We start from the raw sequence: 15,212 nt of genomic DNA, 5'->3' as shown, positions 1-15,212 counted from the left end.
TCAGCTTGTCAGATGCTCCGCGTGACTTCCCGCGGGATCTCCACCCCGGTCAACTTGTCCGGGTTGCGCATCACGTAGAAGTGCGAGATCCGGCCATCGGTGATCTCGAGGTTGATGAGCCCCTCGAAGTGGTCGCCCAAGTAGAGCTTGAGCGCGGGCGCGTTGTTGTACATCGCCGGTTCCACCCGGCCGGCCTCGCCCGCCACCCGCACCAGCCCGATGAGCACCCGCGCGACCTTGTCGGCACCGACCACCGGCCGCCGCGCCGCGCTGACCTTGCCCGCCGAGTCGGCGGTCCACTGGACGTCATCGGTCAGCATCTCGAGCAGCGCATCGACGTCACCGGAGGACGCGGCCGCGAAGAACCGCTCCGTGATCTCCATCGACACCTTGGGATCGACGGGCTCGAACCGCTTCCGCCGCGACTGCACGTGTTCGCGGGCTCGGTGCGCCATCTGTCGCACGGCCGCCGCCGACTTGCCCACCGCCTCGGCGATCTCGTCGTGTCCGAAACCGAACACCTCGCGCAACACGAACACCGCGCGCTCGTCCGGGCTCAGGGTCTCCAACACGACCAGCATCGCCATCGAGACCGACTCGGCGAGAACGACATCCGATGACGGGTCATGTGCGTCGAGCAGCAGCGGTTCGGGCAGCCACGGGCCGACGTACTCCTCGCGCCTCCGCGACTGTGCGCGCAGCGCGTTGAGCGACTGGCGGGTGACGAGCTGGGCGAGGTAGGCCTTGGTGTCGTGCACCTTGGCGAGGTCCACCTCGGCCCAGCGCAGGTAACTCTCCTGCAGCACGTCGTCGGCTTCGGTTGCGCTGCCGGTGATCTCGTAGGCGATCGTGAACAGCAGCGGACGCAGCACCGTGAACCGTTCGGCGTGTTCGTCACCCGTGTCGCTCATCGGATCGCCGACTTTTCACTCTGTGCCGACACCACCACGTGCTCGCGGCGCGGGTTCGTCTTCCAGGTGTAGGAGCCCGGCTTGTCGGCCTCGCCGCGGATCCACTTCAACGTCAAGCGGCACACCTGCTCTTTGACCAGGGCACCGGTGCGACCGCCGATGTACCACCGACGTGGGGTGTCATCGACGTCGGCGAACTGGAACGTACCTGCGTTGCGGCCCAGGCTGATGCACTGCCCGGCCATCGCGTGGTTCACGGTGGCGGGGTCCTGTCCGGCGAGCCGCGCCAGCACCGTGTTGGCGGCTTGCGCGCCGAGCGGAAGGGCGGCCTGGCAGCTCATGCGCCACGGCACGTCCGACGGTGAAGCCGCATCTCCTGCGCCCACGATGCGCACGTCGTCGACGCTGGTCAGCGTTTCGTCGGTGAGGAGCCGTCCGAGCTCGTCGGTGGCCAGGCCGCTGGCGGCGGCCAGACCCGGCACGCCGAATCCGGCGGTCCACACCGTCACCGCGCTCGGCACCTCGCGGCCGTCGGCCACCACGACCCGGTCGCCCGTGACTTCCGCGACGGCGCTGCCCTCGACGACGACGACGCCCAACTTGGCCAACCGCTTGGCCACCGATCGGCGCCCGCTGGCCGCCAGCGAAGGCCCGAGGACATCTGTCACCAGCGTGACGGGGCGACCCGTCTCGGCCAGCTCTGCCGCGGTCTCGATCCCGGTCAACCCGCCGCCGACCACGACAACCGGCGCCGACTGCCGAACGTCGGCCATCCGCGCGGTCAGCCGCTGTGCCTGCTCCAATTCACTGAGGGGGTAGGCGAATTCGGCGGCCCCCGGCACCGCCGCCGGAACGGTGCCCGTGCTGCCGACGGCGTACACCAGATAGTCGTAGGGCAACGACGCACCGGACGTCAGCGTGACGGTGCGGGCGGCCGCATTGATCCGTGAAGCTCCGTCGACGACGATCTGCACGGCGGGCGACAGCACGGCCGAGTAGTCGGCGACAGCGTCGTCGTTGCCGGCGACCAACTGGTGCAGGCGGATCCGTTCGACGAACTCGGCACGCGGGTTCACCAGCGTCACGCGGGCGTGCGGGGCGAGGCGATTGGCGGCCATCACGCCGGCGTAACCGCCGCCGATCACAACGACGTGGGTGCTGGGCTCGGTCATCTTCGATCTCCTCGGGTCATCCGGCCTGCCGCGGCCGCCGGGGTGGCGGTTCGGCTCAGAGCCGGTCTGACCTCGAGACACCGGGCATCCCCGCAGTGTGACATCTCGACGGCGAATGTGGCAGAGGTCACTGACGGCTGATGCTGCGGGGGATCGTGATGCCCGCCAGCTTGTCCGGGTTACGCATGGCGTAGAGGTTGGTGATCTTGTCCTCGATCACCTCGAACACGAACAGTCCCTCGAGGTGATCGCCGGTGTAGACCACGAATGCGGGCGCACTGTTGTAGACCGCCGTCTCGAAGCGCATCTCCGGTGTCTGTTTGGCCACCTCGAACAGCCGTGCCATGAGCGCGGCCACCCTGCGGGCGCCGACGACCGGCCTGCGAATCGCGGTGGCCTTGCCGCCGTGGTCCGCGGTCCAGGTGACCCCGGGCGACAGTAGCGACATCAGGCCGTCGATGTCACCGGTGGCCGCCGCGGCCAGGAACTGTTCGGTGATCTGCTCGGTCCGCTGTTCGTCTACCGGGCCGAAGCGGTTTCGCCGCGCGTGGACGTGTTCACGGGCGCGGTACGCCATCTGGCGCACGGTCGACGCGGATCTGCCCACCGCGCCCGCGATCTCGTCGTACTCGAAGCCGAATACCTCACGCAGCACGAACACCGCGCGCTCGTCGGGGGTCAGCGTCTCGAGCAGCACCAGCATCGCCATCGACACCGATTCGGCCAGCACGACATCAGAAGATGCATCGCGTGACTCGAGTAACAGCGGCTCCGGCAGCCACGGACCGATGTACTCCTCGCGGCGACGTGACCTGGCGCGCAGCGCGTTGAGCGCCTCGCGGGTCACCAACTGCGCGAGATACGACTTCGTATCGCGCACGGTGCTCAGATCGACGTCGGCCCAGCGGAGATAGCTGTCCTGCAGCACATCGTCGGATTCGGTTGCGCTGCCCAGGATCTCGTAGGCGATCGTGAACAACAGCGGCCGAAGGACGGTGAACCGCTCGGCATGGTCTCCCGGTGTGGTGGTCACCTCTACGTGACCACCTTCGCAGCGGGAACCGGCTGCTGGGGACGGGGGCCGCCCTTGAGCCAGAACGTCCAGGCCGGCTTGCGCGCCGAGCGCCGCATCGCCCACAGGGTGCCCTTGCAGACCGCCTCTTTGAACTTGGCGACGGCCCGACCCGCGAGGTAGACGTCCACCGTGGTGTCGTCCTTGCGGGTGAACTGCAGCGTCGCGGTGCGGCGCCCCAGGCTGATGCAGGATCCGGTGTACGCGTACTCGAATGCGGCGGGCGTCGTGCCCGCGATGCGGCTCAGCACGGTATTCGCCGCCTGCGGAGCGAGTTGCGTTGCCGTGGCACAGCACATCCGCAGCGGCTGATCTGACGGAGCCGCGCAGTCACCGGCCGCGACGATACGCTCGTCGTCCACGCTCGTCAGTGTCTCGTCGGTGATGAGGCGACCGATCGCGTCGGTACGCAGTCCGCTCGCCGCCGCGAGTTCAGGAACACCGAACCCGGCGGTCCAGACGGTGATCGCACTCGGGCGCACCGCTCCGTCGGCGAAAACCACCGCGCCGGCGCGTACCTCGGTGACCACGTCGGCCTCCATGACCGTCACGCCGAGCTTGGCAAGCGCCTTGGCGGTGGAGCGCCGGCCAGGTTCGGACAGCGACGGTGCAAGGCGCCCGCCGCAGACCAGCGTCACGTTGCGGCCCTGCTCGGCGAGTTCCGAGGCGGTCTCGATGCCCGTCAGTCCTGCCCCCACGACGGTGACGGGTGCTGCGGGATGCAACCGCTCCAGTGCGGTGCGCAGTCGCTGTGCCTGCTCGAATTCCGCTATTGGGTAGGCGAACTCGGCCGCGCCGGGGATGGTTTTCGGCACCGTGCCGGTGCTGCCGACGGCGTAGATGACGTAGTCGTAGTCGAGTTCGCGCCCGGACGCCAGACGCACGGTGCGCGCGGCGGTGTCGATGCGCGTCGCGGTGTCGACGACGAGCCGGATGCCTTCGCCGAGCAGCGTGCCGTAGTCGACTCCGGCGTCGTAACCGGCGGCCACCAGCTGGTGGAGCCGAATCCGTTCGACGAACTTCGGTCTGGGGTTGACCACCGTGACGTCGACGTCGGCGCGCATCCGCAGGTGGTTGGCCGCCAGGATTCCGGAGTAGCCGCCGCCGAGGACGACGACGCGGGTGTGGGCGGTGGATTCTGTGCGTGCGTTGAAATCAGTCATGCCCTCTAGACACCGGCCGGCGCCGGGGCGTGACAGTTTGTGACGCGCGTCACATCGATGTCAGACCAGGCCCAGTGCCAGCATCGCGTCGGCGACCCGGATGAACCCCGCGATGTTCGCGCCTGCCACGTAGTTGCCGGGTTGGCCGTACTCCTCGGCGGTGACCAGGCAGCGGTTGTGGATCCGCCGCATGATCTGCTCCAGGCGCTGTTCGGTTTCGACGAACGTCCACGAGTCCCGCGAGGCGTTCTGTTGCATCTCCAACGCGCTGGTGGCGACGCCACCGGCGTTGGCCGCCTTGCCCGGAGCGAACGTCACACCCGCGTTGGCGAAGTGCTTGAGCGCGGTTGGTGAGCACGGCATGTTCGCGCCTTCGGCGACGACGCGGCACCCGTTCTCGATCAATGCCAGCGCTTCGTCGCCGTTGATCTCGTTCTGCGTGGCGCACGGTATCGCGATCTCACACGGAACGTCCCATACGTTGCGGTCGGCGACGAACTCCGCGGTGCCACCGCGCATCTCGACGTAGTCGGCGATCCGGCCGCGGCGCACCTCCTTGATCTCCTTGAGGACGTCGAGGTCGATGCCCTTCTCGTCGACGACGTAGCCGCTCGAATCCGAACACGCGACCACGGTGCCGCCCAGTTCCTGGATCTTCTCGATCGCATAGATCGCCACGTTGCCCGAACCGGACACCACGGCGCGCTTGCCCTCGAACGTGTCGTTGTTGGCCTTGAGGATCTCGTTGACGAAGAAGACCGTCCCGTAGCCCGTCGCCTCGGTGCGGACCTGCGAACCACCCCACGTCAGTCCCTTGCCCGTGAGGGTGCCCGACTCGTAGCGGTTGGTGATCCGCTTGTATTGGCCGAACAGGTAACCGATTTCACGCGTGCCCACGCCGGCGTCACCGGCGGGTACGTCGGTGTACTCACCGAGGTGGCGGTACAACTCGGTCATGAACGACTGACAGAACCGCATGATCTCGCTGTCGGAGCGGCCCTTGGGGTCGAAGTCGGCGCCGCCCTTGCCCCCGCCGATCGGCATGCCGGTCAGCGAGTTCTTGAAGATCTGTTCGAAGCCCAGGAACTTGACGATTCCGAGGTAGACCGACGGATGGAACCGCAGGCCGCCCTTGAACGGCCCCAGCGCGGAGTTGAACTCCACGCGGAAGCCGCGGTTGATCTGCACGGTGCCGCGGTCGTCGACCCAGGGCACCCGGAAGATGATCTGACGTTCGGGTTCGCACAGCCGCCGGATGACCTCGGAGTCGACGTATTCGGGGTGCTTCTCCACCACCGGTCCGAGGCTGTTGAGCACCTCGTAGACGGATTGATGGAATTCGGTCTCGCCTGCGTTGCGTTTGGCGACCTCTTCGTAGAGGTCGTGCAGTTTCTCGTGTAGTCCGTTCACTTTTCGATTCACTCAGCCTGGTAGCGGGGGAACACACCGGTCGGGGCCGGTAGGGCGGTGCCTGGCTTCAGCCGGGTGCTGATAGCGGCGAAGGTTCGTTCGTCGGGGTTCTGCCCGAGCAGATCGAGCAGCTTGGCCGACGAGTCGGGCATCACGGGCTGCGTCAGCAGCGCGGCGATCCGCACGACCTCGAGCGTCGTGTATAGCACTGTGCCGAACCGACGCTGATCCTGCGCCGCCTCTGACTTGCGCAGCACCCACGGTTCCTGGGCGGAGAAGTACCTGTTCGCGGCGCCGAGGACCGACCAGATCGCCTCGAGCGCCAGGTGCATCGCGACGGCGTCGTAATGGCCACGCACCCGGTCGGTCAGCGCGTCGGCGGATTCGAGCAGAGCCGCGTCGTCGCCGGTGAGGTCCCCTGGCTCAGGGACGATCCCGTCGAGGTTCTTGGCCACCATCGACAGCGAGCGCTGCGCCAGGTTGCCCAACTCGTTGGCCAGGTCGGCGTTGATGCGGCCGATGATCGCGTCCTCGCTGTAGCTGCCGTCCTGACCGAACGGCACCTCGCGCAGGAAGAAATAGCGCACCTGGTCGAGCCCGAACGTGTCGACGAGGTTCACCGGGTCGATGATGTTGCCCACCGACTTGCTCATCTTCTCGCCGCGGTTGAGCACGAATCCGTGCGCGAAAACCCTGCGCGGCAACTCGATTCCCGCCGACATCAGAAACGCGGGCCAGTAGACGGTGTGGAACCGGATGATGTCCTTGCCGATCATGTGCAGATCGGCCGGCCAGTATCGCTTGAAGGCTTCCGACGAGGTGTCCGGGAAGCCGACGCCGGTCAGGTAGTTGGTCAGCGCGTCCACCCACACGTACATGACGTGGTCGGGATGGTCGGGCACCGGCACGCCCCAGTCGAACGTGGTGCGCGAGATCGACAGGTCTCTGAGCCCGCCGGAGACGAAGCTGACGACCTCGTTGCGCCGCACTTCGGGCTCGATGAACTCCGGGTGCGTCCGATAGTGCTCCAGCAAACGGTCCGTGTAGGCCGACAGCCGGAAGAAGTACGTCTGCTCCTCGGTCCAGGTCACGGGCGCGCCGGTCTCCACAGCGACCCGCACGCCGTCGGCGCCGACGTTCGTCTCGGCGTCGGTGAAGAACCGTTCGTCGCGTACCGAGTACCAACCCTGGTAGGAGTCGAGGTAGATGTCGCCGGCGTCGTTCATCCGGCGCCAGATCTCCTTCGAGGCCTCGAAGTGGTCGGCGTCCGAGGTGCGGATGAACCGGTCGAACGAGATGTTCAGCTTCTCCTGCAGGCGTTCGAACACATCCGAGTTCTGCCGCGCCAGGTCGGCCGTGGGGATGCCCAGCGTTTTCGCCGCCTCGGCCATCTTCAGCCCGTGCACGTCGGTGCCGGTCAGGTACCGCACGTCGAATCCGTCCAGCCGCTTGAACCGGGCGATGGCGTCGGTGGCGATGTACTCGTAGGCGTGGCCGACGTGCGGATCGCCGTTCGGGTAGGCGATCGCGGTGGTGATGTAGAAGGGCGCGCCTGGGCTTGGCGCTTGCGCCCCGGGGACAGCGGTAGTCATTTCAACTCAGCTTATGGTGTGGCAGTGAACGCGAAGCGCTCAGGCGGAAGGGAGCGGCCCCCCGCTCCGGATCCGCTGAGCCCGCTGATCGACGCGCACACCCATCTCGACGCATGCGGTGCGTCGGACGCGGCCGAGGTCACCGCGATCGTCGACCGCGCGGCAGCGGTCGGCGTCCGGGCCGTCGTCACCATCGCCGACGACCTCGACTCCGCGCGCTGGGCCACCGAGGCCGCCGACGCCGACGAGCGGGTCTACGCCGCCGTCGCCCTGCATCCGACGCGGGCCGACGCCCTGACCGACGAGGCCAAGACCGTCGTGGAGCGACTGGCCGGGCATCCCCGCGTCGTCGCGATCGGCGAGACCGGCCTCGACCTTTACTGGCCCGGCAAGCTTGAAGGCTGCGCGGAACCGGCCACCCAACGGGACGCGTTCGCCTGGCACATCGACCTCGCCAAGCGGACCGGTAAGCCGCTGATGATCCACAACCGTGAGGCCGACGACCAAGTGCTCGACGTGCTGGCCGCCGAGGGCGCCCCTGACATCGTGATCTTCCACTGCTTCTCCTCGGGACCGGAGATGGCGCGTCGGTGCATCGACCAGGGCTGGCTACTGAGCCTGTCGGGCACCGTCAGCTTCAAGAACGCCCGAGCCCTGCGCGAAGCCGCACAGCTGATTCCGCCCGGGCAAATGCTGGTCGAGACCGACGCGCCGTTCCTGACGCCCCACCCGTACCGCGGCGCGCCCAACGAGCCGTACTGCCTTCCCTACACTGTGCGGGCGGTGGCGGAGATCGTCGGTAAGCCGGCGGAGGCCGTCGCACGCGAAACCACCACCACAGCCGAGCGCGCGTACGGCCTTGCGAGTTGCTGACTCGAGGCCTCTCCGTTACCGTGCTGTGACCGAAAGCGAAGCACCGCAAGGGCGCGGAGTTCCGTCCGATAGTCGGGGATATACGACGTTTTGAACACTTTCACAAAGCTCCACGAGGCGCGTTCACCGCTACTTCGTCTGCTGGTCGGTGCGACGTTGCTCGCACTCACCTTCGCCGGCGGTTACGCGATAGCTGCGCACAAGACCGTCACGCTGACCGTCGACGGGTCGTCGACGACGGTGGCGACCATGAAGTCGCGCGTGATCGACGTGGTCGAGGAGAACGGCTTCGAGGTCGGCGACCGCGATGACCTGTTCCCTGCCGCCGATCAGCCGGTGAACCAGGCCGACACCATCGTGCTGCGCCGCAGCCGTCCGCTTCAGCTCTCACTGGACGGCGAGGACAGCAAGCAGGTGTGGACGACCGCGTCGACGGTCGACGAGGCTCTCGCCCAGCTGGAGATGACCGACAAGGCGCCCGCGGCCGCCTCGCGCGCCAGCCGGGTTCCGCTGGCGGGAATGTCGCTGCCCGTGGTCAGTCCCAAGACCGTGTACATCGATGACGGCGGAGCGACGCGCAGCGTCACCCTGGCCGCCCCGAACGTCGCGGGTCTGCTCGCCGAGGCGGGCGCCCCGCTCGAGCAGCGTGACGCCGTGGTTCCGGCCGCATCGGCCCCCGTCACCGACGGTATGCACGTGCAGGTGACGCGCAACCGGATCGACAAGATCGCCGAGCGTGTGCCGCTGCCGCCCGGCCTCAAGCGCATCGAGGATCCGACGCTGAACCAGAGCCGCGAGGTCGTCGAGGACCCCGGGATGCCGGGCACCCAGGACGTGATCTTTGCCGTGGCGAAACTCAACGGTGTGGAGACCGGCAGGTTGCCAGTAGCCAATGTCGTTGTAACGCCGGCCCGTGAAGGGGTCGTGCGAGTGGGCACCAAACCCGGAACCGAGGTGCCGCCGGTGTCCAACGCAGCGACCTGGGACGCCCTTGCCCGGTGCGAAGCCGGAGGTAATTGGGCGATCAACACCGGCAACGGATATTACGGCGGCGTTCAATTCGACCAAAACACATGGGAGCGCAACGGCGGTCTGCGCTATGCTGCGAGAGCCGACTTGGCAACAAGAGAAGAACAAATCGCGATTGCTGAAGTCACTCGGGCGCGACAAGGGTGGGGCGCGTGGCCGACTTGTAGCGGGAGGATTGGTGCGCGCTGACCATTCGACTACTCGGGCGGACCGAGATACGACAACTGGCGAAGGCGATCGACTTTCGGCCGCGCAAATCGTTCGGCCAGAACTTCGTCCATGACGCCAACACCGTACGGCGAATCGTTTCGGCGTCCGGTGTCCACAAGCACGACCACGTTCTCGAGGTCGGGCCCGGACTGGGCTCGCTGACGCTGGCGTTGCTCGACCGCGGCGCGCGGGTGACCGCCGTCGAGATCGACCCCGTGCTGGCCCGGCAACTGCCGACCACCATCGCCGAGCATTCGCACAGCGAGATCAACCGGCTCAGCGTGCTCAACCGCGACATCCTCGGATTGCGCCGCGAAGAACTCGACGAGGAGCCGACGGCCCTGGTCGCCAACCTGCCCTACAACATCGCCGTGCCGGCGCTGCTGCATCTGATGGCCGAGTTCCCCTCGATCCGCACCGTGATGGTGATGGTGCAGGCCGAGGTGGCCGAGCGGCTCGCGGCCGAACCAGGCGGCAAGGATTACGGCGTTCCGAGTGCCAAGGTGCGCTTCTTCGGCAAGGTCCGCCGGCACGGCATGGTGTCGCCGACGGTGTTCTGGCCGATCCCCCGGGTGTACTCGGGTCTGGTCGGCATCGAGCGCTACGAGACGTCGCCGTGGCCGACCGACGAGAGCTTCCGTGAGCAGGTGTTCGAGCTGATCGACATCGGGTTCGCGCAGCGGCGCAAGACGGCGCGCAACGCGTTCGCCGAATGGGCGGGCTCGGGTAACGAGTCGGCCCGCAGGCTGCTCGCGGCCAGCATCGATCCCTCGCGCCGCGGTGAGACCCTGTCCATCGCCGACTTCGTCCGGCTGCTGCAACGGTCTGAAGAGGTCGACAAGCCGGTGGTTCGGGAAACCAAGGGCTCGATCAGCGTCCGCTGACCGCACGCACGATCAGCGCGACGAACTCCCGGCACGACTGGTAGCGGTCCGCGGGCGCCTTCGCCAGGGCTTTGGCCACGATCGAGTCGAAGGTGCGTGGCAGCCAGTCGAATTCAGCTGAGAACCGTGGTGGCGGGCGATGCAGGTGCGCCTCGACCAACCCGACTCGGGAATCGTCCCGAAACGGCGGTGACCCGGTGATCAGTTCGACCGCCGTGCAGGCCAGCGCGTATTCGTCGGTGGCTTCTGTCGGCGCCCGGCCCGCGATCAGCTCCGGCGCCGAGTACGGCAGCGAGGCCTCCACCTGCGAAGGGCGGCGGCCGATGTCGTCGGTGATCTCGACCGCCACCCCGAAGTCGATCAGCACGGCGTGCGAGCGGTCGGGCTCGACCAGGATGTTGGCGGGTTTGACGTCGCAGTGCACGATCGCGCGGTTGTGCATGTAGTCCAGCGCGTCGGCGATCTGGCCGAGGGCGGCGAGGCGGTCGGGGACCGTCGGCAGCTTCTGCACTCCGCCGCCCGCGACGTACTGCATCGTCAGCCACCCCGGGCCCCGCTCGTACACGGTGACGATGTGAGGGTGGTCGAGCCGGTCGGCGAACTCGAATTCACGCCGCAGCCGGGCCACGTGCGCTCGATCGCGAGCGTGTTCGGCGAGGACCTTCAACGCGACCACCCGCTGCGGGTTGTCCGCGGGATGCGCCAGGTAGACCGTGGCCGATCCGCCCTGGCCGAGGACCTCGTCGACCACGTAGTCGTCGAACCGGTCACCGGCGGACAGCACGAGCTCACACTAGTGCCGCCTCCTGCGCCGACTCGCGACACGACGACTGGTCGGCGACTCCTTTCGATAGTGTCGTGCCGTGCCGGGCTGGAACGGGAACACCGCCTCCGAGTGGGTGCCGACGGGGTCGGTCACCGTGCGAGTGCCCGGCAAGGTCAACCTCTATCTGGAGGTGGGTGACCGCCGCGACGACGGCTACCACGAGCTCACCACCGTGTTCCACGCCGTCTCGCTGCTCGACGAGATCACCGTCAGCAACGCCGACATGCTGTCGCTGGAAGTGTCCGGTGAAGGGGCCGAATCGCTGCCCGCCGACGAGCGCAACCTCGCGTGGCAGGCGGCTGAGTTGATGGCCGAACACGTGGGGCGGGCACCCGATGTTGCGATCTCGATCGAGAAATCCATCCCGGTGGCCGGCGGAATGGCCGGCGGTAGCGCTGACGCGGCGGCGGTGCTGGTCGCGATGAACACGCTGTGGGAGTTGGGCGTGCCGCGCCGCGATCTGCATGCGCTGGCGGCCCGGCTGGGCAGCGACGTGCCGTTCGCCTTGCACGGGGGGACCGCGTTGGGCACCGGGCGCGGTGAGGAGCTGGCGACGGTGCTGGCCCGCACGACGTTTCACTGGGTGCTGGCCTTTGCCGACGGCGGGTTGTCGACGCCGGCGGTGTTCGCCGAGATCGACCGGCTGCGCGACTCTGCGGGGCCGAATCGCGAACCACCGCCGCGCCTCGAGGATGCCGAACCGGTGCTGGCCGCGCTGGCCTCCGGCGATCCGGCTCAACTCGCCCCGCTGCTCGGCAACGACCTGCAGCCCGCCGCGCTGAGCCTCGATCCGGGGTTGCGCCGCACGCTGCGCGCGGGCACCGAGGCCGGAGCATTGGCAGGCATCGTGTCCGGGTCCGGGCCGACGTGCGCTTTTCTGTGCGCCTCGGCGGGTCAAGCGGTCGACGTCGGCGCGCAGTTGGCGGGCGCGGGCGTGTGTCGCACCGTGCGAGTGGCCAGCGGGCCCGTCCAGGGTGCGCGGGTGGTGCCGACGCCGTCGACCTCGGCGTGACCTCGTGTCGCCCGGGGAACAGTTCGGTCACGAGAGGGTGTGACCCAGTTCTCAATAATCGCGAGAGTTTGGCGGCTACTTAAGAGTTGCCTAAGATGGCCGATGGTGAAGATTAGCTGTCATGCATCGGAGACGACTTTCTTTCCCGCCGGGACCTCGGTGGGCGCCTCGTCGGATATGGCGAAGGCCTCGGTGCATCACCAATTCGAGACGAAACCGCTCCCGACTCGTGTGCGCGCCTTCGCGACCGCATCCCTGATCAGGCGGAGCATATGACGAGGATTTTTGCGCTGAGCCTCATGCCGCAGGCGCAGCGGCTCCAGGAACCGAGGAGGGTGTCGTGAGCCGATTCACCGAGAAGATGTACCGCAATGCCCGCACCGTGACGACGGGCATGGTCACCGGTGAACCGTACGAACCCGTCCGCCACACCTGGGGCGAGGTGCACGAGCGCGCCCGCTGCATCGCAGGCGGCCTCGAGAAGGCCGGTATCGGACTCGGCGACGCGGTCGGCGTGCTGGCCGGCTTCCCCGTGGAGATCGCCCCGACCGCCCAAGGCCTGTGGATGCGCGGCGCCAGCCTGACCATGCTGCACCAGCCCACCCCGCGCACCGACCTCGCGGTCTGGGCCGAGGACACGATGAACGTGGTGCGGATGATCGAGGCCAAGGCCGTCATCGTCTCCGAACCCTTCATGGTCGCCATCCCGGTGCTCCAAGAGCAGGGCATCACGGTCCTCACCGTGTCGGACCTGATGGCCTCCGATCCGATCGACCCGATCGACGTCGGCGAGGACGATCTGGCGCTGATGCAGCTGACCTCCGGCTCCACGGGCTCGCCCAAGGCGGTCCAGATCACGCACCGCAACATCTACTCCAACGCCGAGGCGATGTTCATCGGCGCCGAGTACGACGTCGAGAAGGACGTCATGGTCAGCTGGCTGCCGTGCTTCCACGACATGGGCATGGTCGGCTTCCTGACCATCCCGATGTACTTCGGCGCGGAACTGGTCAAGGTCACCCCCCTGGACTTCCTGCGCGACACCCTGCTGTGGGCCAAGCTCATCGACAAGTACAAGGGCACGATGACCGCGGCGCCGAACTTCGCCTATGCGCTGTTCGCCAAGCGGTTGCGCCGTCAGGCCAAGCCGGGTGAGTTCGACCTGTCCACGCTGCGGTTCGCGCTGTCGGGCGCCGAGCCCGTCGAGCCCGCCGACGTCGAGGACCTGCTGGACGCCGGCAAGCCGTTCGGTCTGAAGCCCGACGCCATTCTGCCCGCCTATGGCATGGCCGAGACCACGCTGGCGGTGTCGTTCTCTCCGTGCGGCGCGGGTCTGGTGGTCGACGAGGTCGACGCCGATCTGCTGGCCGCGCTGCGCCGCGCCGTGCCCGCGACCAAGGGCAACACCCGTCGGCTGGCCTCGTTGGGACCCCTGCTGCGCGACCTCGAGGCCCGCGTCATCGACGAGCAGGGCAACGTGATGCCGCCGCGCGGCGTCGGTGTGATCGAGCTTCGCGGTGAATCCCTGACTCCGGGCTACATCACCATGGGCGGATTCATCCCGGCGCAGGACGAGCACGGCTGGTACGACACCGGCGACCTCGGCTACATCACCGACGAAGGCAACATCGTCGTGTGCGGCCGGGTCAAGGACGTGATCATCATGGCCGGCCGCAACATCTACCCGACCGACATCGAGCGCGCCGCATGCCGTGTCGAGGGGGTCCGGCCGGGATGCGCCGTCGCGGTGCGCCTCGACGCGGGCCACTCGCGGGAGACGTTCGCCGTCGCCGTGGAGTCCAACGCCTGGCAGGATCCCGTCGAGGTGCGCCGGATCGAGCAGCAGGTCGCCCACGAGGTGGTCGGCGAGGTCGACGTGCGTCCGCGCAACGTCGTCGTGCTGGGACCCGGCACCATCCCGAAGACACCGTCGGGCAAGCTGCGCCGCAGCAACTCCGTCTCGCTCGTCACCTAGTCCCCTAGGTGCGCGAGCGGCCGTGTTTGCACACGGGCACGCCGCGTAGCGCCTGCAATTTGCGGTCGCTCGCCACGTAATGAGCAGTCCGTGAGTGGCGATACGTTCGGTGTCATGCCTTCCGCTCCCGCCATCGAGGCGATCGATCTTGTAAAGCGCTTCGGCGACGGCGAACCGGCCGTCGACGGTGTCAGCTTCACCGTTCCCCCCGGTACGGTGCTCGGGCTGCTGGGCCCGAACGGCGCCGGCAAGACCACCACCGTGCGGATGATGACGACGTTGACCGCACCGACCAGCGGCACCGCCCGCGTCGCCGGCTACGACGTCGTCCGCGAACCCGATCAGGTGCGCCGCAACATGGGCCTGACCGGGCAGGTCGCCACCGTCGACGAGCTGCTCACCGGCCGCGAGAACATCCGGATGATCGGCGGGCTCTACGGCATCCGCAAGAAGGACCTCACCAAGCTGGGTGATCAACTGCTGGAACAGTTCTCGATTGCCGACGCCGCCGATCGCGTGGTGAAGTCCTACTCGGGCGGTATGCGTCGCCGGCTCGATCTCGCGGTGAGCCTGCTCGCATCGCCGCCGGTGTTGTTCCTCGACGAGCCGACCACCGGCCTGGACCCTCGCAGCCGCAGTGAATTATGGGACGCGCTAAGGGGTCTCGTCGACGGGGGCACCACGCTGCTGCTGACCACGCAGTACCTTGAAGAGGCCGATCAGCTGGCCGACAACATCCTGGTGATCGACAGGGGGCGCATCATCGCCGAGGGTTCGCCGCTTGCGCTCAAACAGCAGGCAGGCAACGCCAGCCTGGTCGTCACCGTGACGAACGCCGAGGACCTCTCCGCGGCCGAGGCGCTGCTCGCCGCGGACGGTAGCGAAGTGTTCGTCAACGCAGGTGCACGCGAATTGACCGCGGCCGCCGAGGGTCTCGATGACATGATCCGCGTCGCGGGCATGCTGCGCGACAACGACATCGCCGTCGACGACATCGGGTTGTCGCGACCCAGCCTCGACGACGTCTTCCTCTCGCTGACCGGTCACCGCAGCGAGGAGGAGGACGGTACATGACCATCGGAG

The 15,212-nt window shown here is 67.7% G+C and carries 13 protein-coding genes; 6 read left to right on the top strand and 7 right to left on the bottom strand.

The window, feature by feature from the left end; all coding sequences use genetic code 11:
* Window positions 1–8: 8 nt before the first annotated feature.
* The 6 genes from CEX87_RS09150 to metG form a co-directional block, all read right to left on the bottom strand.
* The gene (locus tag CEX87_RS09150; RefSeq protein ID WP_064419040.1) at window positions 9–911 is read right to left on the bottom strand and encodes an RNA polymerase sigma-70 factor; all 903 of its coding nucleotides are present in this window, start codon (window positions 909–911) and stop codon (window positions 9–11) included.
* Complete coding sequence (locus tag CEX87_RS09145; protein ID WP_094286820.1) at window positions 908–2,083, bottom strand: NAD(P)/FAD-dependent oxidoreductase; 1,176 nt, start codon at window positions 2,081–2,083, stop codon at window positions 908–910. Before CEX87_RS09145 ends, CEX87_RS09150 begins: the two co-directional genes overlap by 4 nt.
* Before the next feature lie 127 nt (window positions 2,084–2,210).
* Complete coding sequence (gene sigJ, locus CEX87_RS09140) at window positions 2,211–3,116, bottom strand: RNA polymerase sigma factor SigJ (RefSeq protein ID WP_094286818.1); 906 nt, start codon at window positions 3,114–3,116, stop codon at window positions 2,211–2,213.
* A gap of 2 nt (window positions 3,117–3,118) precedes the next feature.
* Window positions 3,119–4,318, bottom strand: coding sequence for an NAD(P)/FAD-dependent oxidoreductase (locus CEX87_RS09135; protein WP_064419043.1), 1,200 nt, complete (start codon window positions 4,316–4,318; stop codon window positions 3,119–3,121).
* Window positions 4,319–4,378: 60 nt separating this feature from the next.
* Window positions 4,379–5,728 (bottom strand): NADP-specific glutamate dehydrogenase, encoded by a 1,350-nt coding sequence (gene gdhA, locus CEX87_RS09130; RefSeq protein WP_064399548.1) that lies wholly within the window; start codon window positions 5,726–5,728, stop codon window positions 4,379–4,381.
* Between the two features lie 8 nt (window positions 5,729–5,736).
* Window positions 5,737–7,320 (bottom strand): methionine--tRNA ligase, encoded by a 1,584-nt coding sequence (metG, locus tag CEX87_RS09125; RefSeq protein WP_064419044.1) that lies wholly within the window; start codon window positions 7,318–7,320, stop codon window positions 5,737–5,739.
* Between the two features lie 24 nt (window positions 7,321–7,344).
* On the opposite strand from metG, the gene CEX87_RS09120 reads away from it, so the two are divergent.
* The 3 genes from CEX87_RS09120 (at window position 7,345) to rsmA (ending at window position 10,316) form a co-directional block, all read left to right on the top strand.
* Complete coding sequence (locus CEX87_RS09120) at window positions 7,345–8,193, top strand: TatD family hydrolase (protein WP_064399550.1); 849 nt, start codon at window positions 7,345–7,347, stop codon at window positions 8,191–8,193.
* Between the two features lie 90 nt (window positions 8,194–8,283).
* Window positions 8,284–9,411, top strand: a complete 1,128-nt coding sequence (locus CEX87_RS09115) for a resuscitation-promoting factor (RefSeq protein ID WP_064399551.1) — start codon at window positions 8,284–8,286, stop codon at window positions 9,409–9,411.
* Entirely contained in the window at window positions 9,408–10,316 is a 909-nt protein-coding gene (rsmA, locus tag CEX87_RS09110) for a 16S rRNA (adenine(1518)-N(6)/adenine(1519)-N(6))-dimethyltransferase RsmA (RefSeq protein WP_064399552.1), read from the top strand. The genes CEX87_RS09115 and rsmA overlap by 4 nt, the downstream gene beginning before the upstream one ends.
* Here the strand turns inward: rsmA and CEX87_RS09105 are convergent.
* Complete coding sequence (locus CEX87_RS09105) at window positions 10,303–11,100, bottom strand: serine/threonine-protein kinase (RefSeq protein WP_064399553.1); 798 nt, start codon at window positions 11,098–11,100, stop codon at window positions 10,303–10,305. The two genes, rsmA and CEX87_RS09105, sit on opposite strands and share 14 nt — an antisense overlap.
* Before the next feature lie 79 nt (window positions 11,101–11,179).
* Between CEX87_RS09105 and CEX87_RS09100 the strand changes: the two genes are divergently transcribed.
* The 3 genes from CEX87_RS09100 to CEX87_RS09085 all read left to right on the top strand — a co-directional run bounded on the left by CEX87_RS09100 (window position 11,180) and on the right by CEX87_RS09085 (window position 15,203).
* Entirely contained in the window at window positions 11,180–12,154 is a 975-nt protein-coding gene (locus CEX87_RS09100) for a 4-(cytidine 5'-diphospho)-2-C-methyl-D-erythritol kinase (protein ID WP_064399554.1), read from the top strand.
* Between the two features lie 340 nt (window positions 12,155–12,494).
* Window positions 12,495–14,129 (top strand): fatty acyl-AMP ligase, encoded by a 1,635-nt coding sequence (locus tag CEX87_RS09090; RefSeq protein WP_064399555.1) that lies wholly within the window; start codon window positions 12,495–12,497, stop codon window positions 14,127–14,129.
* Window positions 14,130–14,243: 114 nt separating this feature from the next.
* Window positions 14,244–15,203: an ATP-binding cassette domain-containing protein gene (locus CEX87_RS09085; RefSeq protein ID WP_094286975.1), complete on the top strand. Its 960-nt coding sequence runs from the start codon at window positions 14,244–14,246 to the stop codon at window positions 15,201–15,203.
* Window positions 15,204–15,212 lie beyond the last annotated feature (9 nt).

This window comes from Mycobacterium lehmannii, assembly GCF_002245535.1.
GTDB classification, from domain to species: domain Bacteria; phylum Actinomycetota; class Actinomycetes; order Mycobacteriales; family Mycobacteriaceae; genus Mycobacterium; species Mycobacterium lehmannii.
Note: the sequence above shows the minus strand (reverse complement) of the source record. Positions and strands in the feature narration are given on the sequence as shown.

Excerpts from the sequence above, each read along its gene's own strand:
- CEX87_RS09150 (WP_064419040.1), bottom strand. The coding sequence starts at position 911 with ATGAGCGACACGGGTGACGAACACGCCGAACGGTTCACGGTGCTGCGT.
- CEX87_RS09145 (WP_094286820.1), bottom strand. The coding sequence starts at position 2,083 with ATGACCGAGCCCAGCACCCACGTCGTTGTGATCGGCGGCGGTTACGCC.
- CEX87_RS09135 (WP_064419043.1), bottom strand. The coding sequence starts at position 4,318 with ATGACTGATTTCAACGCACGCACAGAATCCACCGCCCACACCCGCGTC.
- metG (WP_064419044.1), bottom strand. The coding sequence starts at position 7,320 with ATGACTACCGCTGTCCCCGGGGCGCAAGCGCCAAGCCCAGGCGCGCCC.
- CEX87_RS09085 (WP_094286975.1), top strand. The coding sequence starts at position 14,244 with ATGCCTTCCGCTCCCGCCATCGAGGCGATCGATCTTGTAAAGCGCTTC.